Source organism: Chromobacterium sp. FG22 (assembly GCF_057809415.1).
In genome coordinates, this window is sequence record NZ_JBMDJX010000022.1 from 58,848 (window position 1) to 83,081 (window position 24,234).

Annotated in this window: 25 protein-coding genes; 2 read left to right on the forward strand and 23 right to left on the reverse strand. The window is 63.6% G+C overall.

Annotated elements, in window-relative coordinates; translation table 11 throughout:
• Positions 1–23: 23 nt before the first annotated feature.
• From ACODSD_RS18835 to ACODSD_RS18905, 15 genes are all read right to left on the reverse strand, one after another.
• The gene (locus tag ACODSD_RS18835; protein WP_081549478.1) at positions 24–416 is read right to left on the reverse strand and encodes a RidA family protein; all 393 of its coding nucleotides are present in this window, start codon (positions 414–416) and stop codon (positions 24–26) included.
• Entirely contained in the window at positions 413–841 is a 429-nt protein-coding gene (locus ACODSD_RS18840) for an acyl-CoA thioesterase (protein ID WP_253314713.1), read from the reverse strand. Before ACODSD_RS18840 ends, ACODSD_RS18835 begins: the two co-directional genes overlap by 4 nt.
• 47 nt (positions 842–888) lie before the next feature.
• Positions 889–1,497 carry an anthranilate synthase component II gene (locus ACODSD_RS18845; RefSeq protein ID WP_227106229.1) on the reverse strand — a complete coding sequence of 203 codons (609 nt, stop codon included), beginning with the start codon at positions 1,495–1,497 and terminating at the stop codon, positions 889–891.
• Positions 1,488–3,005: an anthranilate synthase component I family protein gene (locus tag ACODSD_RS18850; RefSeq protein ID WP_107801435.1), complete on the reverse strand. Its 1,518-nt coding sequence runs from the start codon at positions 3,003–3,005 to the stop codon at positions 1,488–1,490. The genes ACODSD_RS18845 and ACODSD_RS18850 overlap by 10 nt, the downstream gene beginning before the upstream one ends.
• A complete protein-coding gene (locus ACODSD_RS18855) occupies positions 2,999–5,764 on the reverse strand; it encodes a 3-deoxy-7-phosphoheptulonate synthase (protein ID WP_488878030.1) in 2,766 nt (921 codons plus the stop codon). The genes ACODSD_RS18850 and ACODSD_RS18855 overlap by 7 nt, the downstream gene beginning before the upstream one ends.
• A 120-nt stretch (positions 5,765–5,884) precedes the next feature.
• Positions 5,885–7,084: an iron-containing redox enzyme family protein gene (locus tag ACODSD_RS18860; protein WP_488878031.1), complete on the reverse strand. Its 1,200-nt coding sequence runs from the start codon at positions 7,082–7,084 to the stop codon at positions 5,885–5,887.
• 76 nt (positions 7,085–7,160) lie between these two features.
• Positions 7,161–8,342 (reverse strand): MFS transporter, encoded by a 1,182-nt coding sequence (locus ACODSD_RS18865; protein ID WP_488878032.1) that lies wholly within the window; start codon positions 8,340–8,342, stop codon positions 7,161–7,163.
• Between the two features lie 22 nt (positions 8,343–8,364).
• Positions 8,365–9,432, reverse strand: coding sequence for a 2Fe-2S iron-sulfur cluster-binding protein (locus tag ACODSD_RS18870; RefSeq protein WP_488878033.1), 1,068 nt, complete (start codon positions 9,430–9,432; stop codon positions 8,365–8,367).
• Positions 9,433–9,442: 10 nt separating this feature from the next.
• A complete protein-coding gene (gene paaD, locus ACODSD_RS18875) occupies positions 9,443–9,964 on the reverse strand; it encodes a 1,2-phenylacetyl-CoA epoxidase subunit PaaD (RefSeq protein WP_227106221.1) in 522 nt (173 codons plus the stop codon).
• Positions 9,961–10,731, reverse strand: coding sequence for a 1,2-phenylacetyl-CoA epoxidase subunit PaaC (gene paaC, locus ACODSD_RS18880; protein ID WP_488878034.1), 771 nt, complete (start codon positions 10,729–10,731; stop codon positions 9,961–9,963). Before paaC ends, paaD begins: the two co-directional genes overlap by 4 nt.
• Positions 10,728–11,009, reverse strand: a complete 282-nt coding sequence (gene paaB / locus ACODSD_RS18885) for a 1,2-phenylacetyl-CoA epoxidase subunit PaaB (protein WP_019104274.1) — start codon at positions 11,007–11,009, stop codon at positions 10,728–10,730. The genes paaC and paaB overlap by 4 nt, the downstream gene beginning before the upstream one ends.
• The gene (paaA, locus tag ACODSD_RS18890) at positions 11,002–11,964 is read right to left on the reverse strand and encodes a 1,2-phenylacetyl-CoA epoxidase subunit PaaA (protein ID WP_107801430.1); all 963 of its coding nucleotides are present in this window, start codon (positions 11,962–11,964) and stop codon (positions 11,002–11,004) included. Before paaA ends, paaB begins: the two co-directional genes overlap by 8 nt.
• Before the next feature lie 3 nt (positions 11,965–11,967).
• Positions 11,968–13,710, reverse strand: coding sequence for a class I adenylate-forming enzyme family protein (locus ACODSD_RS18895; RefSeq protein ID WP_107801429.1), 1,743 nt, complete (start codon positions 13,708–13,710; stop codon positions 11,968–11,970).
• Positions 13,711–13,821: 111 nt separating this feature from the next.
• Positions 13,822–14,253 carry a carboxymuconolactone decarboxylase family protein gene (locus tag ACODSD_RS18900; protein ID WP_019104277.1) on the reverse strand — a complete coding sequence of 144 codons (432 nt, stop codon included), beginning with the start codon at positions 14,251–14,253 and terminating at the stop codon, positions 13,822–13,824.
• Between the two features lie 64 nt (positions 14,254–14,317).
• Positions 14,318–14,758 (reverse strand): MauE/DoxX family redox-associated membrane protein, encoded by a 441-nt coding sequence (locus ACODSD_RS18905; protein ID WP_227106219.1) that lies wholly within the window; start codon positions 14,756–14,758, stop codon positions 14,318–14,320.
• A 109-nt stretch (positions 14,759–14,867) separates the two neighbouring features.
• On the opposite strand from ACODSD_RS18905, the gene ACODSD_RS18910 reads away from it, so the two are divergent.
• Positions 14,868–15,062, forward strand: coding sequence for a hypothetical protein (locus ACODSD_RS18910; RefSeq protein WP_488878035.1), 195 nt, complete (start codon positions 14,868–14,870; stop codon positions 15,060–15,062).
• Positions 15,063–15,314: 252 nt separating this feature from the next.
• Positions 15,315–16,049: a glycoside hydrolase family 16 protein gene (locus tag ACODSD_RS18915; protein ID WP_488878036.1), complete on the forward strand. Its 735-nt coding sequence runs from the start codon at positions 15,315–15,317 to the stop codon at positions 16,047–16,049.
• Between the two features lie 77 nt (positions 16,050–16,126).
• Here the strand turns inward: ACODSD_RS18915 and ACODSD_RS18920 are convergent, their stop codons facing one another.
• From ACODSD_RS18920 to ACODSD_RS18955, 8 genes are all read right to left on the reverse strand, one after another.
• A complete protein-coding gene (locus ACODSD_RS18920; RefSeq protein WP_488878037.1) occupies positions 16,127–16,921 on the reverse strand; it encodes an N-acetylmuramoyl-L-alanine amidase in 795 nt (264 codons plus the stop codon).
• A 468-nt stretch (positions 16,922–17,389) separates the two neighbouring features.
• Complete coding sequence (locus ACODSD_RS18925; RefSeq protein WP_488878038.1) at positions 17,390–18,364, reverse strand: hypothetical protein; 975 nt, start codon at positions 18,362–18,364, stop codon at positions 17,390–17,392.
• Positions 18,365–18,471: 107 nt separating this feature from the next.
• Entirely contained in the window at positions 18,472–19,149 is a 678-nt protein-coding gene (locus ACODSD_RS18930; RefSeq protein WP_488878039.1) for a hypothetical protein, read from the reverse strand.
• 119 nt (positions 19,150–19,268) lie between these two features.
• Positions 19,269–20,120, reverse strand: coding sequence for a hypothetical protein (locus ACODSD_RS18935; RefSeq protein ID WP_488878040.1), 852 nt, complete (start codon positions 20,118–20,120; stop codon positions 19,269–19,271).
• Between the two features lie 45 nt (positions 20,121–20,165).
• Positions 20,166–21,206 carry a WD40/YVTN/BNR-like repeat-containing protein gene (locus tag ACODSD_RS18940; RefSeq protein ID WP_488878041.1) on the reverse strand — a complete coding sequence of 347 codons (1,041 nt, stop codon included), beginning with the start codon at positions 21,204–21,206 and terminating at the stop codon, positions 20,166–20,168.
• Between the two features lie 332 nt (positions 21,207–21,538).
• A complete protein-coding gene (locus ACODSD_RS18945) occupies positions 21,539–22,474 on the reverse strand; it encodes a hypothetical protein (protein ID WP_488878042.1) in 936 nt (311 codons plus the stop codon).
• Entirely contained in the window at positions 22,440–23,447 is a 1,008-nt protein-coding gene (locus tag ACODSD_RS18950; protein WP_488878043.1) for a DUF2515 family protein, read from the reverse strand. The genes ACODSD_RS18945 and ACODSD_RS18950 overlap by 35 nt, the downstream gene beginning before the upstream one ends.
• A 5-nt stretch (positions 23,448–23,452) precedes the next feature.
• Positions 23,453–24,234: DUF2345 domain-containing protein (locus tag ACODSD_RS18955; RefSeq protein WP_488878044.1), on the reverse strand; the 782-nt coding region annotated here is incomplete at its 5' end.

Sequence of the window (24,234 nt, forward strand, 5' to 3'; positions counted from 1 at the left end):
GGCCCCGCCCGGCCCAGCAAGCCTCAATCCGGAATCACCGCCGTCGCCTCGATCTGCACCTTGGCCCCCGGCACCATCAAGGACGCCACCTGGAACGCGCTCATCACCGGGAAATGGCCGATCAGCTCCCGGTAGGCGCGGCCCACTTCCCGGGCCTCGGCGAAATAGGCGTCGCGGTCGGACACATACCAGGTCAGCCGCACCAGGTGCTCCGGCCGCGCGCCGGCCTCGGCCAGGACCGCCACGATGTTCTTCAGGATCTGGATCGCCTGCTCGGCGTAGCCCGGCCCCACCAGCTTTTCTTCCGCGTCCCAGCCCAGTTGGCCGGAGGTGAACACCAGGGTGCCGCGCGCGGCGATGCCGTTGGCGTAGCCGCGCGGGCGCGCCCATTCCGGCGGTTGCAGAATTTGCATCATGCCGCCGCCTCCTCCATCAAGCCGCTCAAGGCGGCGCGCACGTCGGCCGGAGCGTCGATGGCGGCGCCGCTGTCCAGCGAGATGTGCACCAGCACCTGGCGGCAGCGCAGCCGCAGTTCGCCGTTGGCGTGGCCTTCGATGTCCAGGGTCAGCGAGCTGCCGCCCAGCCGCGCCACGCGCAGCTGCAGCGTCAGTTGGTCGCCCTGGCGGGACGGGCGCAGGAATTCGCAGTCCAGCTTGACGATGGGCAGGCCCAGCCGGCGCGGGCCGATGAAGTCGGCGAAGCTGATGCCCAGCCCTTCGGTGAACCAGTCTTCCACCAGCCAGTTGCTCAGCACCAGGTATTGCGGGAAGTAAACGATGCCGGCCGGATCGCAGTGGGAGAAGCGGATCGGGTAGGCCTTGGAAAAATGGGGGTCTTGCATCTTGTCGCTTTCTTCGCGTGGGCGGCCATGGCCGCCCCTTGTGTGTGTCAGACGGCTTCGGTTTCCGCTTGCGCGGCGCGCTCCGCCAGCCGCAGATAATTGCCCAGCATGCTGAGCCCCTGTTCGGTCAGCACCGATTCCGGATGGAATTGCAGGCCGTGGATGGGCAGGCTGCGGTGGCGCAGCGCCATGATCTCGCCCCGGCCGCCGTCGGCGCGCAGCGCCCAGGCGGTGGCGACCAGCTCTTCCGGCAGCGCGTCCGCCACCAGCGAGTGGTAGCGCGCCACCTTGAGGCCGTCGGCCAGGCCTTCGAACAGGCCCTCGCCGTCGTGATGGATGCGCGACACTTTGCCGTGCAGCACTTCGTCGGCGCGGCGCACTTGCGCGCCGAAGGCGGCGGCGATGCACTGGTGGCCCAGGCAGATGCCGAGGATGGGCAGGCGGCCGGCGAAGCGGCGAATCGCCGCCAGCGACACCCCGGCCTCGGCGGGCGAACAGGGGCCGGGCGAGACGATCAGCGAGCGCGGCCGCAGCGCTTCCATCTCCTCCAGGCTGATCTCGTCGTTGCGCCTCACCATGATGTCCGCGCCCAGCATGCCCAGGTACTGCACCACGTTGTAGGTGAAGGAATCGTAGTTATCGATCATCAAATGCATATCGCCTCCTCTTGCCGCGCCGCCGCCGCGGCCAGCTTGGCCGCCAGCAGCATCAACCGGCTTTTTTCCAGAGTTTCCTGCCATTCGCGCTCGGCCAGCGAGTCCTGCACCACGCCGGCGCCGGCCTGCACGTGCAGCCGGCCGTCTTGCAGCACGCCGGTGCGGATGGTGATGGCCTGATCGGCGTTGCCGCGCCAGCCGATATAGCCGATGGAGCCGCCGTAGACGCCGCGCGAATGCGGCTCCAGCTCGGCGATCACTTCCAGCGCCCGCACCTTGGACGCGCCGCTGAGGGTGCCGGCCGGGAAGGTGCTCTTGAGCACGTCCAGCGCCTGCGCCTGCTGCGGCAGCTTGCCGGACACGGTGGAAACGATGTGCATGACGTGGGAGAAGGGCTCCACGGTCAGCAGTTCGTCCACTTGCACGCTGCCCAGCTCGGCCAGCCGGCCCAGATCGTTGCGCGCCAGGTCCACCAGCATCATGTGTTCGGCGATTTCCTTGGGATCGGCCAGCAGTTCGCGGCGCAAGTCCTGGTCTTCCGCCGCGTCCGCGCCGCGGCGGCGGGTGCCGGCCATGGGCCGGCTGGTGATCCGCTCGTCTTGCTGGCGGAACAGCATTTCCGGCGAGGCGCCGACGATCTGGGCGTCGCCCAGATTGAGCAGGTAGCGGTAGGGGGTTTCGCCCAGGCCGGACAAGGCCCGGTACAAAGTGGGCGCGTCGGCGGCGAAGGGCTGGCTCATGCGTTGGGACAACACCACCTGCATCACGTCGCCGGCGGCGATGTAGTCCTTGATCCGGCCCACCGCCTGCTGGAAGTCCTCGCGCGCAAAGGCGTAATCCAAGGCGGGGTCCGCCGTCGCGTCCGCGGCGAAAGCCGGCGGCGGCGCGGACGGCTCCGCCAGCAGCGCGCGGGTTTGCTCGCACAACCGCAGCAAGCGCTGTTGGCCGCGCGCGTAGCCGGCCGCCTCGGTAGATTCGTGGACGATGCAGTAGACGCTGGCCTGCTGGTGGTCCAACACCAGCAAGTCCAGGCTCAGCCATTGCAAGGCGTCCGGCAGCGCCAGCCCGGAGGGCTTGCGCGGCTGGCGGCGCAGCCGCGGCTCGATCAGGCGAGTGGTTTCGAAGCCGAAATAGCCGAACAGGCCGCCGGAAAACGGCGGCAAGGCGCTGAAGTGCGGCGCGCGCCAGCCTTGTTGCAGCTTGGCCAGTTCCGCCAGCGGGTCCGCGCACTCCAGTTCGCGCAGCAGCTGGCCGTCGCGCCAGTGGCGCAGCCGGCCCTCGTCCAGCTCCACCCGCTCGCGGCAGGGCAGGCCAATCACCGAATAGGCGCGCTGAAACGCGCCGTCCCGCCAGTGACCGGTTTCAAACAGATAGTCCTGGCCCTGGTTGGCCAGCGCCTGGTACAGCGCCAGCGGGTCCGCGCCCGCCGGCAGCGGCAGGGTCCGCCACAGCGGCGCCAGGCTGAAGCCGTGGTCGCCGTAACGCAGAAAGGCCTCTTCGCTCAGCATACTTTTTCCTCCTTGCGCTCCGCCTGTTCCCGGGCGGCCAGCTGCGCCATCGCGCGCCGGTCCGGCTTGCCGTTCTTGTTCAGCGGAATCTCCTCCAGCGCCAGCACCAGCGCCGGGCGCTTATAGCTTTCCAGATGAGCTTCCAGCGTGGCGTGCACCAGGCGCACCAGCGCCTCGCTGTCGTCGCCGGCGCGCAGGATCAGCGCCGGGCGGGCTTCGCCGTCGCGGTCCGGCGCGGCCACCACGTAGGCGTCGCCCAGTTCCGGCAGCAGCGCGGCCAGCAGGTTTTCGATTTCCACCGGCACCACCCAGCGGCCGAACACCTTGAAGCGGTCGTCTTCGCGGCCGTGGAAGCTCAGATAGCCGTGCTCGTCGCAGCTGAACAGGTCGCCGGTGCGATACCAGCCGTCCTGGAAGCGCTCTTGCTCCTCCTGCGGACGCCGCCAGTAGCCCAGCGCGCGGCTGGGCGCCTTGACCAGCAGCACCCCGCATTCGCCGGCCGGCGCGTCCCGGCCGTCGGCGTCGACGATGCGCGCCTCCCAGCCCGGCAACATGCGGCCGACGCTGCCGGCGCGCAGCGCGTCCGGATAGCTGGTGGCGAACACATGGCACATTTCGGTGGCGCCGATGCCGTCGTGCAGATCAAAGCCGAAACGCTGACGCCAGCGCCGCGCCAAAGGCGCGGACAGCGGGGCGCCGGCGGAGAAGGCCAGCCGGATCGCCACGTCGGACGGCTCCAGGCCGTGTTCCAGCAGCAGCCGGTACAGGGTGGGCACGGCGAACAATACGGTGGGGCGGAACTGGCGCAGCACGCCGGCCACGCGTTCGGCCGACGGCCAGGCGCCGTCCAGCACGCCGCAAGCGCCCAGATACAGCGGGAAGAACAGGCTGTTGCCCATGCCGTAGCCAAAGAAGGATTTGGGCACCGAGTACAACACGTCGTCCGCGCCCAGCCGCAGCTGGCCGGCGGCGAAGTGCGAGCACACCGCCAGCATGGAGCGGGCGCTGTGCACCACGCCCTTGGCCTGGCCGGTGCTGCCGGAGGTGTATTGGATCAGCGCCGGCGCGTCTTCCGGCTGGCGCGCGAAATCGTCCCAATCGTCGTCGGGGCTGTCGCCGGCCAGCCATTCCAGATGAGCGCCGGCGTCCAGCAGCCGCAGCTTGGCCGCGGCCGGCCACACCGCGATCTGCGAGGACTGGCCCAGGCACAGCGCCGGAGCGGCGTCGGCCAGCAGGTGGTGGAGCGAGGCGGCGTCCAGCCGCGGATTGGCCACCACCGGCAAAGCGCCCACCGCCAGCGCGGCGTAAAAGGCCACTGCCAGCTCCGGGCCGTCGTCCAGCGCGATCAGCACGCGCTCGCCGGCGGCCACGCCTTCGGTTTGCAGCCAGGCGGCCTGACGGCGCAGCGCGCGGTTGAGCTGGCGGTAGCTGAGGCTGAAGCCGGGGCCGACAAAGCAGAGCCGGTCGCTGTCCGGCCGGCTGGCGGCCAGGCGTTCGGCCAGATTGATCAGCGGTTCCGGCGCGGCGACGTCTTGCGCCGGCCGCGCCGCCGCGCCGGAGGGCTGGGTCAGCGCGGCGATCAAGCGGTCTGTCAGCGCCAGCGCCTGGCGCGGATTGAGCCGCGGGTCGCAGCTGCTGTGGTAGGCGCGGCCCAGGTCTTCCTCGGCCAGCGCCTCCGGTCCGCCCAGGCATTCGGTCACGTCCAGGGCGCTCAATTCCAGGTGCACGCCGCCGGCGTGGCTGCCGCATTCGCGGTGGGCGGCGAGGAAGGCCTCCACCTCGGCCAGGATGTCTTCATAGCGCCGGGTCTTCACGCCGTTGGCCGCTTGCACGCCGTTGCCGTGCATCGGGTCGCACAGCCACAGCACTTGGCGGCCTTCGGCGCGCACCGCGTCCAGCAGCGCCGGCAGGCGCTGGATCTGCGCCGCGCCGAAGCGGGTGATCAGGGTCAGCCGGCCGGCCTCGTTGTCCGGGTTCAGCGCGTCGATCAGGCGCAGCAGTTCCTCGCGCTCCATGCCGGGGCCCACTTTGACGCCGACGGGATTGTTCACGCCGCGCAGGAATTCCAGATGCGCGCCGTCCAGCTGGCGGGTGCGTTCGCCCACCCACAGGAAGTGGCCGGAGCCGCAATACCAGTCGCCGCGCTCGTCCTGCTGCAGCTGGGCCTGTTCATAAGGCAGCAGCAGCGCTTCGTGGCTGACGTAGTAGCCGCTGTCGCGCGGCGCGGCCTCGCGGTCCAGGCCGCGCAGGTAGTTGAGGCTGGCGGCGGCGTGGAAATAGGCGGATTCCAGCCGCTGCGGGTCGTGGGCGCGCGCGGCGGCGGCGAATTCCACGCCGTTGATGATGTCGCCGCGATAGCTGGGCAGGCTCAATCCGCCCAGCGCTTCCTGCGGCTGGCTGCGCGGCTTGGCGTACTGGCCGGCGATGCGGCCGATGCGCAGCACCGGGCGTTGCAGCGCCTGGCCCAGGTCCGCGGCCATGCGTTCCAGCAGGCGGTAGTGGCCGCCCAGCACGTCCGGCCGCAGGCCGGCGAAGCGCTCGGCGCAGTCTCCGGCCTGGATGACGAAGCCCTCTCCCCGCGCCACGCCGGCCAGCGCGGCGCGCAGCCGGCGGATTTCGGCGGAAGGCACCAGATTGGGATAGGCGCTCAGACGCGACAGCACGGCATGCAGCGCGGCGCCGTCGTCGTAATCGGGCATTTGTGTGTGCGGTTTCGCCTGCCAGCTGCTTGGGCTCCAGGCTTTGGATAGTGTCAGCATCGTGATCTCGTTTATCGGGTGCTGATTGGGAAAAGCCCGCCCGGCAAGAGCCGCTTGCGCCGGGCAAGGCTGGCGGGCCGCGCCGCCCGGGGGGCGGGGGGCGGGAGACGCGGCCGGGCTTCAGGCGCTCAGTTCTTCGCGCAGCGCGATGCCGCCCAGGTTCTGCAACAAGGGCGCGTTCTCGCAGGCCAGGTAGACGCACTCCTCCGCGCCGGTGTTGACGTGCTGGTGCTCGGCCCAGACCGGCACGTAGATGGCGTCGCCGGCGCGCCACGGCACCTGGCGGTCGCCGATGCGGGAATAGCCCTGGCCCTGAGTGACGTAGATCACCGTCTCGTAGTTGTGGCGGTGCAGGCGGGTGGACTCGCCCTCTTCCAGCCGGCCTATGGTCAGGCTGATGGTGCGGCTGGGCAGATCGACGATGTGCACCTTGTGCTTGCGCTCGGAGGAGAAGGCCTGGTCGCCGCCCTGGCTGGCCGCCATCACCTGCTCATGGCTCAGCCGCGCCGGCAACTGGGCCTGCAACTGGCTGGGCACGCGCCAGAAATCGGCGGAGGAGAAATGGCCGGCCGGGGCCGCGGCGGGCGCGGCGGCCGGCTGCGCCTGGCAATGCGCCCAGATGGCGTCGAACATCGCCACGCGGCGGGCGATCAGCTCGCGGCCCACGGCGATGGCCTGCTCGCGGCGCGCGTCCTGGTCCAGGGTCAGGCGCTGCATGATGGCCAGCATGGTCAGCGCGTGGTCTTCGTCTTCCTCGATGTGCAGGCTGAAGAACTCGGTGGCGTCCTCGCCGAAGCCGTGGTGTTGCAGCGCTTGCAGGATGGGGCGGTAGATCAGCGGCACGATGGCTTCCGCGCCCAGGCACATCGCGGCCAGGCCGGCCAGCGCGTCCGAGGACTGGCAATGGCCCATCATGGTGTCCACCATCGCCAGGGTCTGCGGCAGCGGCGCGTGCGAGGCCGGCGCGGCGCCCACCACGCGCAAGGTGCGCTGGAACATTTCCGCGTGGGTGATGGCGCTGCCGCCGTCCACGCCCATCTCCTCGCGCATGTTTTCCATCAGCGCCATCACGTCGGCCGGGTCGCTCAGCTGGCCCATCAGCGCGCACAGATAGCGGGTGAAGTGGCGCGAGTAATGGCTGTGCTGAACCAGCAGGGTGCGCACGGCGGCCAGGCTGGCCTCATTGCGTTCCAGCGCTTGCAGCAGCGGGTGTTCCACCAGGCCCTGCAGGTCTTCTTCTTTCAGCCAATCGGCCCAGATCAGGCTCATGCCTGCGATCAACGGGGTCTTGCTGCCGCTTTTTTCCAACAATGCTTCCATGTCCATCTCCCAATCGAAGTGTGCGGTTCGCGGCGCGGAAAGCGCCGCGGCGTCCAGGTGTTGCGGTGTTGCGAAATCAGGCCCGGGCAAAGCGCAGCGCCGGGTTGCGCCAGCTCAGGAACAGCAGCCCGGCGGCGGCGCAGCCGGCCGGGAACAGATACATGCCGGCCCAGCCCAGCCGGTGGATGGCGACGCCGCCCAACCAGGAACCGAGCGCGGCGCCGAAGAAGAAAACCGTCATGAACAGGCTGTTCAGCCGCGAGGCGGCGGCGGGGTCTATGCCCAGCACCCGGCCCTGGGCGATGGTCTGCACCGAGCGCACGCCCAGATCGGTCACCATCAGGAAGATCACGATCATCAGCACCTGGCTGCCCAGCCAGACGCCGGCCAGCGAGGTGGCGGCGATGCCGACGCCCAGCAGCGCGATCACGCCGTGCCAGTCCAGCCGGCGCTGCAGCCATTGCGCCAGCCACGGCGCGCGCAGCGCGGCGATGGAGGTGAAGGCCAGCAGGCCGGTCTGGCCCGCGTTCCAGTTCAGGGTGGCGTGGGTCAGCGAGGACAGATTGGCCCAGATGCCGTTGGAGGCGGCGAAGAAGCAGGCGGCCACCAGCGCCAGCCGGCGCAGCTCCGGCAGCTTCAGCCACAGCGCGCCCTGCTGGCTCAGCATGCGGCCGTAGCGCAGCTGGCCGGCCAGCGGCACCTCGCCGATGCAGCCGCGCAGCGCCAGGCCGATGACGAAGGTCAGGGCGCCCACCGTCAGATAGATGCCGCGCCAGCCGATGTGCTCGCCGCCCCAGCCGGCCAGCACCCGCGCCAGCAGCAGGCCGGCGAACAAGGAAGTGAGCAGGCTGCCCACCACCCGCCCGCGCTGCTCCGCCGCCAGCGCCTTGGCGCTGTAGGCCAGCAACAGCTGGCCTGCGATGGACAGCAGGCCGGCCAGGCCACACAGCAGCACCATCAGCCAAGGCGACGGGGCGATGCCCACCAGCAGCAGCACCGCGCCCAGCGCCAGCATGGCGGCGGGGATCAGCCGGCGCGGCGCGATCATGTCGCCCAGCGGCAAGCCCAGGATCAGGCCGGCGCCGTAGCCGAACTGCGTGGCCACCGACAGCCCCCACAGCGAGTCCGCGGACAGGCCGAAGGAGACGGCGATCAGCTGCGTCATCGATTGGTGGTAGACCACCGCCGCCACGGAAAACCCGGTGGCCAGGCAATAGAGGGTCAGCGCCCAGCGGGACAGGGCGTTTTGAGAGGTCATGATGTGTGTCCTTAGGCGCGGATCAGTCGAATGACAGCGCCAGTGTTGAAGTCAGCGGGCGGCTGCGGCAGCTGAGCACATAGCCGGCGGCCACCTCCTCGGGCGCCAATGCGTGCGGCGCCTCCATGTCCACTTCGCCGGCCAGCACCTGGCAGCGGCAGGTGGCGCAAACGCCGGCCTTACAGGAGTAGCGCGGCGTGACGCCGGCTTGCAGCAGCGCGTCCAAAAGGTTGTCCACCGGCGCGCCCAGTTCCACCTGGCGCTGCATGCCGTCCATCCTCACCGTCACCCGCACCCGCTCCGGGCTGTCCGCCAACGCGCGCTCGGCGCGGGCCGGACCGGCGGTCGGGGCCGCGGCGTAGTGTTCGCTGCGGACGCGTTCCGGCGGCAGGCCGCTCTCGCTCAGCGCCTGGCTCACCGCCGCCATCATGCCGGCCGGGCCGCAGACGTAGGCGTGGTCGATGGAGGCCGCCGGCAGGCAGCCGCGCAGCAGCGCCAGGCAGCGCTCGCGGTCCAGCCGGCCGTTGAACAGCTCGATGTCCTGCTCTTCCGCGCTGAACAGATAGATCAGGGACAGACGCGCCGGGTAGCGGTCCTTCAGCGTCGCCAACGTTTCGCGGAACTGCAGCGAGGCCAGGTTGCGGTTGCAATAGACCAGGGTGAAGCGGCTGAGCGGCTCGCGCAGCAAGGTGGCCTGCAAGATGGACAAGACCGGGGTGATGCCGCTGCCGGCGGCGAAACCGGCGTAATGGCGGGCCGTTTCCGGCGCCGCCGGCAGGCCGAAGCGGCCGGACGGCGGCAAGGCCTCCAGCATCGCGCCCGGCCCCAGGCTGGCGTGCGCCCATTGCGAGAAGCGGCCGCCGGCCACCCGCTTGATCGCCAGCTGCAGCTTGGGCGCGTCCGGCGCGTTGCACAGCGAATAACTGCGGCGCACTTCCTCGCCGTCCAGCCAGGCGCGCAGGGTCAGATGCTGGCCCGGCTCGTGGCGGAAGCGGTCGCGGTGTTCTTCCGACGGCTCCAGCGTCAACAGCAGACTGTCCGGCGTGTCGCGCTGGATCTCGGTCAGCTGCAAAGGGTAAAACTGCGGCATGACGGCTTCCTCATAAACTCTTGAAGTGCTCGAACGGATTGCGGCAGGCCTCGCACTGGTACAGCGATTTGCAGGCGGTGCCGCCGAATTCGCCCTGCGGGCGGGTGGCGTCGGAACCGCAGCGCGGACAGGGCACCCGCGGCGCGGCGACGGCGACGAAGCTCAAGCGCTGCCAGCCCGGCTCCGCCGGCAAGGGCGGGGCGATGCCGGCGGCGCGCAGCTTGGACCGGCCGCTTTCGCTGAGCCAGTCCGTGCTCCAGGCCGGGTGCAGCCGCGTTTCCAGCCGCACCGCCTCCACGCCCCGGTCTTGCAGGGTCTGGCGGATATTGCTGTCTATCTGCGCCTTGGCCGGGCAGCCGCTATAGGTGGGCGTCACCACCACGCGCAGCGCGTCGTCCTCCCAGCGCACGTCGCGCACGATGCCCAGGTCCACGATGGAGACATAGGGCATCTCCGGGTCCGGAATGCCGGCCAGCCATTCCCAGACGCGCTCGGTGCCGCTTTGCACCTCCAGGCCGTGCACCCGGCTCACCAGCCGGCTCCCGGATGGGCGCGGGTCAGGAACTGCATCTCCATCAGCAGGGCCACCAGCGCCTCGCCGTGCGCGCCGCGCTTGCCGCCGCTGACCGCCGGCGCCGCGCGCGGCGGCTCCAGCGTGGCAGCGGCCAGCACTTCGTTGACGTAGGCCAGCCATTCCGGGTACAGCGCGGCCAGATCGCAGCCCACGCCCTGGGCCAGCATCGCCTGCTCCAGTTCGTCCATCTCGAACAATTCGCCCACGTAATGCCAGCAGCGCTCCAGCGCCAACCGGCAGAATTCGCGGCTTTGCCGGCTGCCGTCGCCCAGCCTCACCACCCAGCCGCTGCTGCGGCGCAGGTGGTAAGTGGCCTCTTTCAGCGCCTTGGCGGCGATGGCGGCCACTTCCGCGTCCACCGAATCCGACAGCTCGCGCAGCAGCAGGCAATGCCAGCTGTCGAACAGGAACTGGCGCATCTGGGTGTCGGCGAAATTGCCGCGGGTCAGCTCCACCAGCAACACGTTGCGGAAGGCCTGGGCGTCGCGGCCATAGGCCAGATCGTCCTCGCTCTGCGCCGGCGTCAGCCCGCGGCCGGCGGCGTCCAGCCACAGCCGCGCCTGGCCCAGCAGGTCCAGCGCCACATTGCTCAGCGCCAGGTCTTCTTCCAGCGTGGGCGCGTGGCCGCACCATTCGCATAAGCGCTGCGACAGGATCAGCGCGTTGTCGCCCAGGCGCAGCAGGTATTCCGCGCGCAGGTTTTTCAATTCCGGATGCAGGGTCACAGGTGTTGCACTCCCTCTGGCACCTCGTAATAGGTGGCGTGGCGGAAACCCTTGTCCGCCGCGGTCTCGAACCACGGTGCACGCTCCACCTCGCCGCTGCTCACCAGGTCTTCGGCGGCCACCAGCCACAGGCTGACGAACTCGCCGCGGCGGGTGAACACGTCGCGCGCGTGCTGCAGCGCCATCGCCGCGTCGCTGGCCTGCACGCTGCCCACGTGGCGGTGCGCCACGCCGTTCTGGCTGCGCGCGAACACTTCCCACAGCTTCCACTCATGCATCTCGTTCTCCTTGCGGCCCCGCCGCCAGCTTGGCGGCGTGGCAGGCGGCGGCTTCTCGCACCCAGGCGCCCTCGTCCCAGGACCGGCGACGGCTGGCGAGACGCTCGCGGTTGCACAGGCCCTGGCCCCGGATCACCCGGTTGAATTCGTCCCAGTCGATGCGGCCGATCTCGTAATGCCCGGTGTCCGGGTTGAAGCGCAGATCCGGGTCCGGCACCGTCAGGCCCAGGTGCAGCACTTGCGGCACGGTCTGATCGACGAACTTCTGGCGCAGGGTGTCGTTGGAATACAGCTTGACGCCCCAGCGCATCGAGCGCTGCGAGTGCACCGAATCCTCGTCCGGCGGGCCGAACACCATCACCGTCGGCCACCACCAGCGGTTGAGCGCGTCCTGCGCCATCCGCCGCTGCGCCGGCGTGCCCTCCGCCAGCCGCCGCACCAGATCGAAACCCTGGCGGTGGTGGAAGCTCTCCTCCTGGCAGATGCGCACCATGGCGCGGGCGTACGGGCCGTAGGAACAGCGCGACAAGGGCACTTGGTTGACGATGGCGGCGCCGTCGGTCAGCCAGCCGATCATGCCGACGTCCGCCCAGCTCAAGGCCGGATAATTGAAAATATTCAGGTACTTGGCCTCGCCGGCCAGCAGCTGCCCGTAAGCCTGCTCCCGGCTCAGGCCCAGGCTCTCCAGCGCGCTGTACAGATACTGGGCGTGGCCGGCCTCGTCCTGCACCTTGGCCAGCAGGATGCATTTGCGGCTGAGGCTGGGCGCGCGGGTGATCCAGGCGCCCTCCGGCAACATGCCCACGTATTCGGAATGGGCGTGCTGCGCCATCTGCCGCTGCAAGGTGCGGCGGTAGGCCTCCGGCATCCAGTCCTGCGGCTCTATCTTTTCGCCGCCATCTATCCGCTGTTGAAACGCCTGCTCCAGCGCTTCCAGGTGCTCCGTCGTCGCCATCGGTCAGCCTCTCAGGTAATCCAGCAGGCTTTGCGGCTCCGCCGCCGCCTCCGGCTGACGGTCCAGGGACTGGTTCCAGCGCAGCGCGCTGAACACCTCGCGCAGGCCGTCGTCGTAATCGCGCTGCCAGCTCCAGAACTGCTCGCGCGCCACGCGCTTGAGCACCTTGCCGGTGGAGCCCACCGGCAGCGCGTAATCGTCGCCGAGCACGCCCACGCACACGGTGTAGTCCGGCAGCGCGCCGCGGCCCTTGAACGGGAAGCAGTCCAGCGCCTGGCGCAGCACCTCGTCCGCGTCCAGCGCCGCGCCGGCCTTGCCGCGCGCCAGCACCAGCACCGCCTCTTCGCGCGTCGGCCCGCGCGAAACGCCGATCACGCTGACGTCGAACAGATCCGCATGACTCAGCAAATGCTCTTCCAGCAGCAAGGTGTAGGCCGGCTCGCCCAGCGGCGTCGGCACCGCGTCCACGATGCGGTCCAGGTGCACGAACTCGCCGTTGTCCAGGCGCAGGCCGATGTCGCCGGTCAGCCAGTAGCCGTTCAGCGTGGTCAGCGCGGTCAGATGCGGCTGGCCGTAATAGCCCGGCGTCACCGTGGGGGAACGCACGCCGATATAGCCCGGCTGGCCGTCCGGCAGCAGCTCGCCCTGCGGGGTGAGCACATCGCAGCGCGCGTAGGACGCCGCCGCGCCCACGGTGCGCTTGCTGGCCACCTGTTCCGGCGTGGACACCTTGAAGAACTGCGACATGCCCAGCTCGGACGCGCCGAACATATCGGTGAAGCGGCCCCGCGGCGCCAGGCGCAGCAGTTGGCGGATATGCGCCTCGTGCGCGGTGTCGCCGGTGTTGTAATAACGGCGCACCGAGTCGAAATAGCCGTCCGGCAGGTTCAGTTCCGCGAAGGAGGCGTAAGTCTGCGAAAACGCGGTAACGATGGTGGGCTGGAAGCTGGCGATCAGATTGGCCGCCACCTGGCCGGTTTGCGTCGCCAGCGCCAGCGCCGGCAATTGCAGCATGGTGGCCGTCATCAGATAGCTGACGCCGGCCGCGTGGGTGGGCGGCATCGCGGTGGCCAGCTTGTCCTCGTCTTGCTCGACAAAGCCGCGCAGGCGCTCGCGCTTGCCGTTGAAGAACTGCGCGTGGCCAAACAAGACCGCCTTGGGAATGCCGGTGGTGCCGGAGCTGTGGCACACCATCACGATGTCCTCGTCCTTCACCGCCGCCGGCCAGCCGGAGGCCGGCAGCGGCGCCAGCGCCACCGCCGCGCCGGCGTTAAAGCCCGCGTCCAGCGCGGTGAGGCCGCGCAGCGCGCCGGCCAGGTCCCAGCGCGCGTCGGTTTCCTTGTCGTAGACGAACACGTCGAAGCGGTTGCGCTGCGCGTACAGCGCCGCGATGTCGGCGCGCAGATGACCGTTGATCAGCACCGGCACGCAGCCCAGGCTGCCCAGCGCCAGGAAATGCAGGAAGGACGGAATGCCGTCGCCCAGGAACAAGCAGACATGCCGCCCCGCCTGGATGCCCTGCTGGCGGTACCAGGCCGCCAGATCGCTCACCAGATGGAACAGGCTGTCCAGGGAAAAGGACTGATAGGCGTTGCCGCGCGGGCCGATAAAAGGCTTTTCCAGGAACAGATAGTCTTCCCGGCTGCCGCCGTAGGCGGCGTGGGCCTTGAACAGGAAATTGCCGGCGCCCAGTTCCGGATCGTTGAACAGCGCGTCCCAGGCTTGCTTTTTAATCAGGTGGTCCATGTCGGTGTGTGTCTGCTGGCGTTGGTTTAGCCCGCCGCTTGCGGCCAGGCGGGTGGGTGGACTGTCTGCGAGCCCGCTCGCGCTCTCGCGAGCGGACCCCTGGTCAGGCGCTTACTGGCGCATGCCGACGGCGAGCCGGTTCATGCCGTTCATCAGCGCGATGGCGAAGGTCAGATCGGAAATCTCCTGATCGCTGAAATGCGCTTTCAGCGGCAGATAGGCGGCGTCGTCGGCGTGGCTGTCCACGACATAAGTCAGCGCCTCCGCCCATTCCAGCGCGGCCTTCTCGCGCTCGCTGAACTGGGCGCTGACGCGCCAGCCGGCCAGTTCCGCCAGACGGCGGTCGCTTTCCTCGCGCTCGCGCAGGGCCTTGGTGTGCATGTTCAGGCAGAAGGAACAACCGTTGATCTGGGACACGCGCAGATAGATCAGCTCGATCAGCGGCAGGCCCAGCACGCTCTTTTCCAGGCCCTGCTTCACCAGGCGGAAACCCTGCAGCAGTTCCGGGGACAATTCGTAATACGCAAGACGCAAGCTACTCATGATCAACACTCCTAAATTTGGATAAGGACAGGAAGCGGGCGCGGCCCGGCCGCGCCCGGAAACTTCAGACGCGGCGCGCGCCCGGCGCCGCTTCCAGCGAACTGGCCAAGTACACCAGCGCGGCGCAGGCGGCGCAGGTGAGCACGCTGAAATTCAGCGACAGCTTCAGGCTCTGGAACGCGGCCATGCTCAGGGCGAACACCAGCAGCAGCGCCGCGCTGATCCAGGCGGAGGCGCGCAACTGCACGCCCAGCAGCAGGGTCACGCCCAACACCGCCTCCAGCGCGTTCACCGCCCAGGCCAGCACCGGAATCAGACCGGCCGGCGCCCACGGGCACAGCTTGGCCACATGGCGATAGAAGTTCTCCATCGTTCCCCAGGACACCCCCAGCTCGCCCATATGGCCCCAGAAGCCGAAGCGATCCGCCACCGCCGACAAAAACGCCGCCGCCAACGCGAACCGGGCCAACAGCAACACCGCCTTCCAGGCGCTTTCCTTTTGCATGCCTAAACCTCCCAATCGATATGGATGCCAACCCGCGACGGCGCGCCGCCAAGTTATGCAATATGGATTACACTGTAATAGACATACTCGATACGCATAAGGGACAAGAATGAATTTTCCGACCATGACAAAGCGCATGAAGGCATTTGGAAACCGGAAAGACGGCGCGCGGATCGCCAAGCGGCAAACCGCGCAAACCATTGAAAAGAAAAAGATGTTTAATAGAGATCAGATCTCGCGGGACGGCGCCGCGCCGACGCCCGCGCCGCGGGGACATGACCCCGTCGCCGCCCGGCGGGCATGACCCCGTCCGCGCCGCCGCCTGTCCAGACGGACAGCCTGGCTCGGCAAAAACACCCTTTACCCGCCGCCCCCGCCGCGCTTAAATGACAGGCTTATCCACAACGAAGAGCCGCCGACAACACCTCGCGGAGAAGCTGAGCCAAGACGCGCCGACGCAGAAAACGAAGTTTCTGCGAAGCTACAGCACCCGTCGTACGACCAAAAGGCGGACGCAGGATCAGGGGTTTTGTTCGTGGATCTAAAGGCACACACCATGCGCCGCCTCCTGCTCCCCCTCATCGCCGCCAGCCTGACCCTGGCCGGCGCCGCCCAGGCCAAAACCCTGAATTTCTCCGGCTACGTCTGGGAAATCCGCAACCAGATCCAAAGCGGCCCCGGCCCCAACGATTGGGACGAGAACAACGCCTGGGTGGACGCCCAGGGCCGGCTCCACCTGAAGATCACCCAACGCGGCGGCAAGTGGAGCAGCGCCGAGGTCTACCTGCCGCAGCGGCTGGGCTTTGGCCGCTACCAGTTCAAGCTGATAGGCCGGCCGGACCTGTTCGACGACAACATCGTGCTGGGCCTGTTCAACTACCCGACGCCGGACGTGGGCCCGGACGCCAGCAATGAAATCGACATCGAATTCGCCCGCTGGGGCAACCGGCAAAACCCGATGGGCAACTACACCGTCTACCCGGCCGTGCCCGGCCCCAAGCCCACCTCCTACGCCTTTGAACCGCACCTCAACGGCGACTACAGCACCCACCGCTTCAACTGGAACGCCAGCCGGGTGCTCTACCAATCGCTGCACGGCCACCAGGACGGCGACCTGTATGAAATGGCGCGCTGGAACTTCGCCCCGGCGGACCCCACGCGCCTGGTGCCGCAGCAGCCGCTGCCGCCCCACATCAATCTATGGCTGTTCCAGGGACGGCCGCCCAAGGACGGCAAGGAAGTGGAGATCGTGATCAAGGAGTTCTCCTTCATCCCGGCCGCCGCCAAATAAGCACGCAGCGGCATTTTCGCGGCGACAACGACAAAACCCGGCCTGGCGGCCGGGTTTCTCACTGAATACAAGATTCGTCAAAGCTTGATCAGGGCCAGCCGCTTAGGCCAATAACGCTCCAACAAGGCAAACAGGATGGCCGCGGTCTCCACGTCCATCACCCCGCGGTAATCGCTGGCGCGGAAATGCATCTGGAAGGCGCGCACCAAGCTGACGAAACCGGCGTCGCCGCCCGCCGCCGCCTCCTCGTAGCCGTAATGCTTGAACGCCTCCAGCATCTTCTCCCGGCCGGGCAAGCCCTGCTGCTGGAACCGCCGCGCGTATTTGCGCTGCGTCTCCGCCTCCGGCCACGCGCCCACCCCGGCCAGGTGCAGTTCCCGCCACGGGAACATCGGCCCCGGATCGCTCTTGCGGCCCACGGCGATGTCGGAATGGCCCAGCACGTTCACCGGGCTGATGTCCGGATAGCGCGCCAGGATGTTCCGCGCCAGCTCCGTCACCGCCGCCACCTGCTGCGGGTGATAGGGCGGAAACACCATGCCGCCCTTGTCCTCCCGCGCCAGATTGACGATTTCCACGCCGATGGACGAATCGTTCAGATTACTGCGGCCATCCCAGGCACTGGCGCCGGCATGCCAGGCACGGTCGTTCTCGTCCACCAGATTGAACAGATTCATCTGCTTGAAGCCGGCCTGCTGATAGCTGGGGTCGCAAGGGTCCGGCGCCAGATAATGCGCGCTCACCTGGCCGGAGCCGGTCAGCGCCTTGATGGAGCCGGCGAAGTCCAGCGCGGTGTAATGCAGGATCAGGAAACGGACGCGTTTGTTGAAGCCTTGGACCGAGCGATAGGTATTGAACAGGATGGGCGTCATGAAGAATCTCCAGGAGGGGAATGGGAAGGGATGCGGCCGGCCAGACAGCCGGCACATAGAGTCTGAGTCCCCCCGGCCGCAGGGGTTCGGCGGGAGTGACGGGTGTCATCCCCGCCAAGACGGCGCATGAACCTGATATTTTCGGTGGAATACCCGCCACAACCAAACCATACCGGCCATCGCCTAGATTACGATGATGGCGGCACGGAGATGCATCACTCGCGCCTCACACCGTGGTCAGCTCTTTCAAAGCCCCGCCACTTAAGCATAGCGGCGGCATAGACAAACCATCAAACAATGGCCTTAACCAAAAATGAAGTCACCGCGGCGACCCCCATCTCTCGGCAAGGCTTGGCCATCAGGTCAAATCGGCACTTCTACACCTGAGACCAAGATAATTTTTCTCACGGCCACGCCCGTGAAATTATTCCAGGCAGATAACCGTGCCACAACATAACGGAACCTTATTTATTCCGCCCGCCGATACCAGACCGTTTCCCCATATTGAGAATCAGGAAACACCGGTATGGCCTCACCTGCCGTAAAGCTGCGACACGCATCAGGCCTAGCTGGCGTCCACCAGACACCGGCATGAGGGCACGCTTGTCCACCCTCAACCCGCCCGCTGCTTGGCTGGTTTTTAGGGTAGAAACCTTCGGGGGGGACCTCAAGGAATTGCTTGGGGATACGCCGAATCAGCGTCCAGCGGGATGGATACACATCCTGCTCATCATCCCACCAGCCCTCTTCATCCTTGCTTAGGCCCTGACGCACCGAAATGCCAGGCTCTTCTGGCCACCATCGCCCTGGGTGCAGAAACTGCGCAGCCGTATTTTCGGAGTCCGGCAAATAAACACCGCACTCCTTGACCTGATCGCCAGGACCAATCACGACTGAATGGTCCAATTCATAAACTGGAATCTGTTTAGGAAGGAGGATATTCGTTCCACCTAAGACTCCACTGGGATCACTAAAATCACAATGCCTGCTTAAGCTTCCTTCCTGCCATTCCCCACCAATAGTTGCACCGATAACCTTATCTAATGCAATCGCCTTGAACAAAGCATCCCAAAACATTGTTCCCAGTGGCTCGGACATCCAACTGGCATCAAACTCACTGATATTCTTGTTAATGCTACGACCATGAGTTCCAACTAAGCCACGAAAGGCTTGAGGATCGCCATGGCTTCGTAAAATGCAACCTTCGATCAGACCATCCAGGCTGGAGCGTAGATTGGGTAACACGAGACTTCCCCACACGACGTCGGGCTGCTCGCTAGTATGGTGCCGCCGTAAATCGGCAGGCAGATTTTGCATGAACTCGTCCAGACATTGCTCGCCCAATCGCACTGCCTCGCGCATCGCGTCACGTGCATTGCAGAAGTGCTCGAATGAAACGAGATATTCCAGCAAATAAACTTCCTGTGGCTGCAACGGGGGCATGACTAAGATCCTTTACACCTCGAGAACGGAACACAGCCAAGCGCAGCAGAGAAGGGCCAAGCATTCTAATCTATTCCCCTCTGCGAGACAGGCTACCGCCAAGCATGTTAGGGATAAAAACCGTTAGGAGGAACTTGGAGAAATTGGCTTTCTACGCGCCGAACCAAGGTCCAAGTCGGCACCACCTGCCTCTCCCGCTCCCAATCGCCGAATTGATCCCGTTGCAGACCTTGATGTACCGATATCTCACCCATACCCCGCGCATTCAGCAAGTCAGGCTTCAACTGATTGGTGCGATAGGGATGCAGAAACTGAGCGCAAGCATGATCCACATCCGGCAGGTAAACACCAGAAATCTCCACCTTATCGCCAGGTCTCACCATCACACTGCCATCCAGTTCATAAGCGGGAATGGCTGGAGGCAGGTCCAATGGCCCCCAGTTCAGCTCATCGTAGCGAAAAGACAAATCTCCCTCCTCCCAACGGCCCTCGCAAGTTCTGTTGAAATTTATATCCAGCCTGCTAGCTCTACTTTCAAAGTCGCCGATGCGCTCTAACTCATCCTGCCCCATCCAACCGTGCCAGTACTCGTTGCCACCACGTAAAGCTCCACGAACACCACCGCCCCCACGAAACACATTGGCATCATCATGAGTCCGCTCAATATAGGTGTTTATCAAGTTTTGCAACGTTGCTCGATAGTTAGGCAGTAGAACAGTTCCCCAGGTCACATCTGGTTGCTCGGATAGATGATTTGAACGCAAAGTGGCCGGTGCGGTATTCATATACCGCTCCAGCGCCTGCTCATGCGAATAAACAACCTGTCTCCAGGCGTCGCGAAGCTCGCCTATGTACGCCAACGATACAAAACGTTCTAGCAGAAAACACTCTTGTGGATGAAGTGTCACCCCAGGTCACCTAGTAGTACCAATGGATACCACACAGCCTCCTCCATGGAGCTGATAGCCTCCTCAGAGGTATAAGCATCAAGGTCAGGCTCCTCACTCATCTCGCGAAGATAATTGACGATGTTGTCGTCCACTTGCTTTTCTAAATGGAAGCGGAACAAGGGGGGCATTAGCCGCCCTTGCTGGACAAACTCAATATGTAGATGCTCCAGTCCTTCGTTCAGCACTTGCTTGGGCACCCACACGCCATTACGGGGGCAGATCTCCCCGGTTTTGCAACTGAGCGAGTAATCAAGCTCATATTTGGGATACCCCTCTGGAACGGGGATCAAGCCGTGAGCCTGCCAGAAGTCCAAGTCATAGGAGGCTCCTTTGGCAAACCCTTCATTCCGGCCTACGCAATTGGTTTGCTCATCCCCCCACAACTTGCCGTGCCAATAGACGTTGCCCAGTGCTTGCGCACCCACACCGCAAAGGCTGGACATGTGTTCAAGGGCCGTATTCCATGCTCGGTCTTCCGCGGGAGCGCGCCAACCATATATGTTCTGCTCCGCCAAACCCCTGAAGTCGCGGTTGGTATCTGATAGCTGGCCATACATCGGCATGTAGTCGCCATAGCGCACACACTCAATGCGACGACGGATTTCTTCAGCATGATTCAGATAGCGCGACACCCAACCATCCAGATTACCGATGCCATGGCCGTCGTGTTTGGTCAACAGGCAATTGAATAGGTCCGCAAAGTCTTCGGTCGCCTGAGCGCAAGCTTCGTAGTAGGGAATGGAAGTGACGTAGTTCAGAAACCACGCTTCACGGTTAAGCTCTCTCATTGCTTGGGTGATTAGCATAGGGATGGTGAACCTGGCGTCACGACATCATCCTTACCGCCACAGCTACAAGCTACGCCAATACAACGAATGCGTCTGGTATTTCCAGATACGATTGCTCTCCGCCTCATAGAACCAGGCAAACGCGGAACCGTCATTGGTTTCACTCCATTTGCGGCCTCCATCGGTGCTGGTCAAGGTGATCGAATCCCGCATCGCCTGGCCTGGCTGCTGGCTGTCTCCCGCCAGCACCAACTGATCCTGCTTGCCGACAAACAAGGCGCCGGGAATCACATGCGGCTCGAAACCATGGCGCAGCGCCTCCTCGCCCTGCTTCCACAACACATAGGCCGCCGGCCGCAATTGTTCCTCCGCCACCTTCTCCGGCTGCAACTGACCTTGCAAGGCAATCAAATGCAGGCCGCCGCCCAAGGCCGGCTTGATGTCGACGATGGACTGCTGCTTGAACACCGCCTCCGGGCGCATCCATTTCAACGGCAGATCCTCCGCCTTGACATCCCAAGGCAAGCTATACAACAAGGCGCTTTCCTCCACCGCGCCGAAGCTGCCGCCCAAGCGCGCCTGCCGCACATAGAACGACAGGCGCAAAGTGCCGTCCTCCGCCAGATCGAAAGCGTCAAAACGAGCGCGGGTGTCCGGCACCATGGGCGACAAACCATTGCCGTCCGGATTGGCCATCAGCCGCTGATTGGCCCAGGAGGGCATCGGCAAGGCCTCCCAATGCTCACCGCCGTCGCGGGTGCGCCAGATACGCATGCCTTCCGCCACCAGATAACCACGTTTGCCGTCGTTCAAGAACAGCGGCTGGCCAGGCTGGATGCGTTCCGGCCATGGCAACTGCCGCCAGTTGACACCACCATCCTCGGACTTCCACAAAGCGTGCCAGCTTTGACCATAGCCGTCGGCTCCCGCCGGCAGCTTGAAATTCATCCAGTCCGTGGAGACATAGATGGTTTTCCAATCGGCGGACAACCACCAGGCTCCATTCTGCCCGCGCTGCTCGAAAATGCGCTTGACCCCGTGTTCCATATCACCGCGCAGCAGCCTGACCGTGGAGCGGTTGCTAACCTCCTTGACGTCATTCATCCAAGGTTCCTGCACCTCCGGCACCCCAGGCCGACTACGCTCGGCCACAGGCTTGAACTTGATCTCTGGACCAATCGGCTTAAAAATGATGAGTTGCCGACCCTGGACGCGCAGATCGCCGCCGCCATAAGGCTTGTCTTGTTCCATCAACTCAAGTTGATGCGTCCAGGGGAAAGCAACCCGATACAAGTTAGCTCCGGCAATGGCCAGGACCACAATAGCCACACTGAGATATACCGCACGCCTCGTCACCTTGCCATCGTCTCTCTTTAAAACACAGCCACAGTCAAATCCAGTGGCTACATGTTCAAGCCATAGAACTTATGCTAGCGCTACTTCCCAACAGGCTCTGCCGGCAAAGGCGGATCTTGATAACCTTCGTCAATAACCACGCCCTGCGCACGCAATTTAGCTTCTTTTATATTGCGTTCCTGCTTCCATTTCCGTGCAGCCGCACTCCATAAACTACGCCAATGATCACGCTCTTCAAATTCAAAATTTGAGCTGAATTGCTGCTCAGCACTGCTTATGCTGACGTTCAACAAATAAGCGCCAGGCTTGGCAGGGTCCATGCGCTGCATATCCCTGTCAAACTCCAAACTCAGAAAAGCATCCTTTGCATAGAAGCTCCAGCGGGTCCTAGCCGGCATTGTCATCCACTCCGTCAATGACAACTCATAGTCAGGGTCTAATGCCCCATGCTTCTGCACAGCGTACTCATAAGCTGCTTTGCCACTCAAACGCGGGTCCGTCTCTTCGATATACTTCTGCCAACCTGCAGCGCGAATCGATTTGACCAAATTCCATACATAACGTCTTGCCACGTCATGCTCTATCGAGGACTGAGAGGACAAGCCTGCGCTTAGCTGTATGCTATCGATGCCTTCTTTTTTATCCATATCCTGTGTGCCAGTCACACTGAGCACCCGTTGAATTTCCAGACTATGGCTACCATGCTCTAAACGTACAACTATGGATTGCTTGGTGCGCAAAGGCTGAATTTTATAAAAATTAACCCCTGCTGGTTGTGCATTGACATGCACAATATCACCATATTTATTTTTCCAGTCTACTCCACCTTGATTCAAGGCTATTGATATTTTTTCAGGATAATTCATTTTTCCCTTCTCTTTTTCTTTTCCTTCAGGAAGATAGGCATATGCAGCAACTACGGCGCAGCCAATCAAGACTGCAAGTAGAATGATTTTTTTCACAACCACACCGTTCAGATGACTAGTTTGAAACATACCATGCAGCCATAGTTGCAAGCTCTTTTTCCATAAATGGTTTCTTGCGCTTCATCAACTCATGGAAATCATTTGCTGCGCTACGAATCCAAGTCATTCGACTATTATAGTCTTCTAAGACTGTTTCTTCTGGGGCAGACGACTTCATACTTTTATCTGAAGTTTTGCATTCATGTGTAAAAATCAACTCTAAATCAGGAGAAAACCAGCTCATCCAACCTCTTTGCCGTTGCACCCATTTTGCGAATTTATCATCCTCATACATTAATGGTTGCAAAACAATTTGCTGTTCATGCTCTGCCACTTTCAACAAATGATCTAACTGCAATTTTTCTCGTTGAGTTCCCTTGCTACTATTTTCGATAGCCTTTACGGTTTTGAAAGACTCTATTATATAGGATGAGAGCTTAAGATAATTTAATGTCGGCAATGCTGTTTCTGCCCAAGGGAAGCGCTTCAAATTATCTAACACTTGCTTATGGCAGCCATCACTCCCTCTTGCACTCAAACAATCTTCAAAAGTAGCAGCACTATAACTATGATACCAATGAGTAGGAGCGATATCTTGAAAAAGCCAGAAGTTCCCTTTCCCCAACCCATCTCTCACATAGCCAAAATCCCAGTTTTCACCAAGCTTCGGCATAAACTTCCCGGCATCCACTCGAATTAAATCCAAAGTACATGCCACTGTTTTACTAGCAAAAGCACCCAGCGCCATCCAATAATAACGCCCCTTTTTTTTAGGGTCGCCATAATCTTCTAGCTCTAGGTAAAATCGGGAATAAGTCGCTGAAATCACTCTAGCCCTTTGCGCATAATCTGCCATTAGAGCCCGCACAGGTCTAAAAGTGTAACCTTGCTCTCTCCTAGACAGGCGATCATAGGCAAACTGCTGTGCTAATGACCACATTGTGTCACAACCTGCTTCAATTTTGCACACGGAGCCATCTTGAGTATTAGTAGTGGCTATCTTGCGTAAAGTATCAGTCGCCATGGCAATTATTTTTCATCTAAGGGAAGAATTTCGCTCCAAACCATTTGAGCTTCTAATGGTGTGGCAGCGCTAGTATGAATACGCTGATTACTGCCATCTGGTTTAATTTGATGAAGCAATTGATTCTTGCCATCATGAATTGCAAGTGTAATTCCCTTGAGTGGCTTGCCATCGGGCCCAAGAACCTGAAATTTCTCATCATATAAGTCTGCACTTGGAAATCCCTTCATATTGACCCCAATACTCGCCGGCCCGCTCATCTGATGGCTGGCGCCCTTCACCGATACCTTGCCGGGGCAATGCAGTTCGATATTGCCGCCGGCGATGCGGATGTAAGCGCCGCCGCTGACGTTGAGCAGGATTTCCTGTTTGGCCGCCACGGTAATTCTTTCCTTGCAGGCGGTGACGGTCACGTCCTTGTCCGCGGAGACTTCAATGCTGTCGCTCTGCGCTTGCAGCTGCACCTTGCCCTTGGCGGCGATCAGCTTCAACGCGATCTGATCCTTGACCCCGGTGACGAACAAGCTGATGTGCTGGCCCACGTTATGGATCCAGCGACGGCCCGAGGTTTGGTTGCTGTCCCGCTGCGCCACCAGGTCCAGATTGGTCCCCGCCGCCACGGTCTGGTTTTGCTGGCTCAGGCTGGCGATGCCGGCCGGCGCGGACAGCACGATTAGCGGTTGCTGACCGGCTTGGTCCTTGGCGGTTTTGCCGTCCTTGTCGGTGTTGGAACCGGCTTCCCAGGCTTTCAAGGCGGCGGCCTGGTGTTGCAGATGGCCTTCGGTTT

Excerpts from the sequence above, each read along its gene's own strand:
- ACODSD_RS18835 (WP_081549478.1), bottom strand. The coding sequence starts at position 416 with ATGATGCAAATTCTGCAACCGCCGGAATGGGCGCGCCCGCGCGGCTAC.
- ACODSD_RS18840 (WP_253314713.1), bottom strand. The coding sequence starts at position 841 with ATGCAAGACCCCCATTTTTCCAAGGCCTACCCGATCCGCTTCTCCCAC.
- ACODSD_RS18845 (WP_227106229.1), bottom strand. The coding sequence starts at position 1,497 with ATGCATTTGATGATCGATAACTACGATTCCTTCACCTACAACGTGGTG.
- ACODSD_RS18850 (WP_107801435.1), bottom strand. The coding sequence starts at position 3,005 with ATGCTGAGCGAAGAGGCCTTTCTGCGTTACGGCGACCACGGCTTCAGC.
- ACODSD_RS18855 (WP_488878030.1), bottom strand. The coding sequence starts at position 5,764 with ATGCTGACACTATCCAAAGCCTGGAGCCCAAGCAGCTGGCAGGCGAAA.
- ACODSD_RS18860 (WP_488878031.1), bottom strand. The coding sequence starts at position 7,084 with ATGGAAGCATTGTTGGAAAAAAGCGGCAGCAAGACCCCGTTGATCGCA.
- ACODSD_RS18865 (WP_488878032.1), bottom strand. The coding sequence starts at position 8,342 with ATGACCTCTCAAAACGCCCTGTCCCGCTGGGCGCTGACCCTCTATTGC.
- ACODSD_RS18870 (WP_488878033.1), bottom strand. The coding sequence starts at position 9,432 with ATGCCGCAGTTTTACCCTTTGCAGCTGACCGAGATCCAGCGCGACACG.
- paaB (WP_019104274.1), bottom strand. The coding sequence starts at position 11,009 with ATGCATGAGTGGAAGCTGTGGGAAGTGTTCGCGCGCAGCCAGAACGGC.
- paaA (WP_107801430.1), bottom strand. The coding sequence starts at position 11,964 with ATGGCGACGACGGAGCACCTGGAAGCGCTGGAGCAGGCGTTTCAACAG.
- ACODSD_RS18895 (WP_107801429.1), bottom strand. The coding sequence starts at position 13,710 with ATGGACCACCTGATTAAAAAGCAAGCCTGGGACGCGCTGTTCAACGAT.
- ACODSD_RS18900 (WP_019104277.1), bottom strand. The coding sequence starts at position 14,253 with ATGAGTAGCTTGCGTCTTGCGTATTACGAATTGTCCCCGGAACTGCTG.
- ACODSD_RS18905 (WP_227106219.1), bottom strand. The coding sequence starts at position 14,758 with ATGCAAAAGGAAAGCGCCTGGAAGGCGGTGTTGCTGTTGGCCCGGTTC.
- ACODSD_RS18910 (WP_488878035.1), top strand. The coding sequence starts at position 14,868 with ATGAATTTTCCGACCATGACAAAGCGCATGAAGGCATTTGGAAACCGG.
- ACODSD_RS18915 (WP_488878036.1), top strand. The coding sequence starts at position 15,315 with ATGCGCCGCCTCCTGCTCCCCCTCATCGCCGCCAGCCTGACCCTGGCC.
- ACODSD_RS18920 (WP_488878037.1), bottom strand. The coding sequence starts at position 16,921 with ATGACGCCCATCCTGTTCAATACCTATCGCTCGGTCCAAGGCTTCAAC.
- ACODSD_RS18925 (WP_488878038.1), bottom strand. The coding sequence starts at position 18,364 with ATGCCCCCGTTGCAGCCACAGGAAGTTTATTTGCTGGAATATCTCGTT.
- ACODSD_RS18930 (WP_488878039.1), bottom strand. The coding sequence starts at position 19,149 with ATGAATACCGCACCGGCCACTTTGCGTTCAAATCATCTATCCGAGCAA.
- ACODSD_RS18935 (WP_488878040.1), bottom strand. The coding sequence starts at position 20,120 with ATGCTAATCACCCAAGCAATGAGAGAGCTTAACCGTGAAGCGTGGTTT.
- ACODSD_RS18940 (WP_488878041.1), bottom strand. The coding sequence starts at position 21,206 with ATGAATGACGTCAAGGAGGTTAGCAACCGCTCCACGGTCAGGCTGCTG.
- ACODSD_RS18950 (WP_488878043.1), bottom strand. The coding sequence starts at position 23,447 with ATGGCGACTGATACTTTACGCAAGATAGCCACTACTAATACTCAAGAT.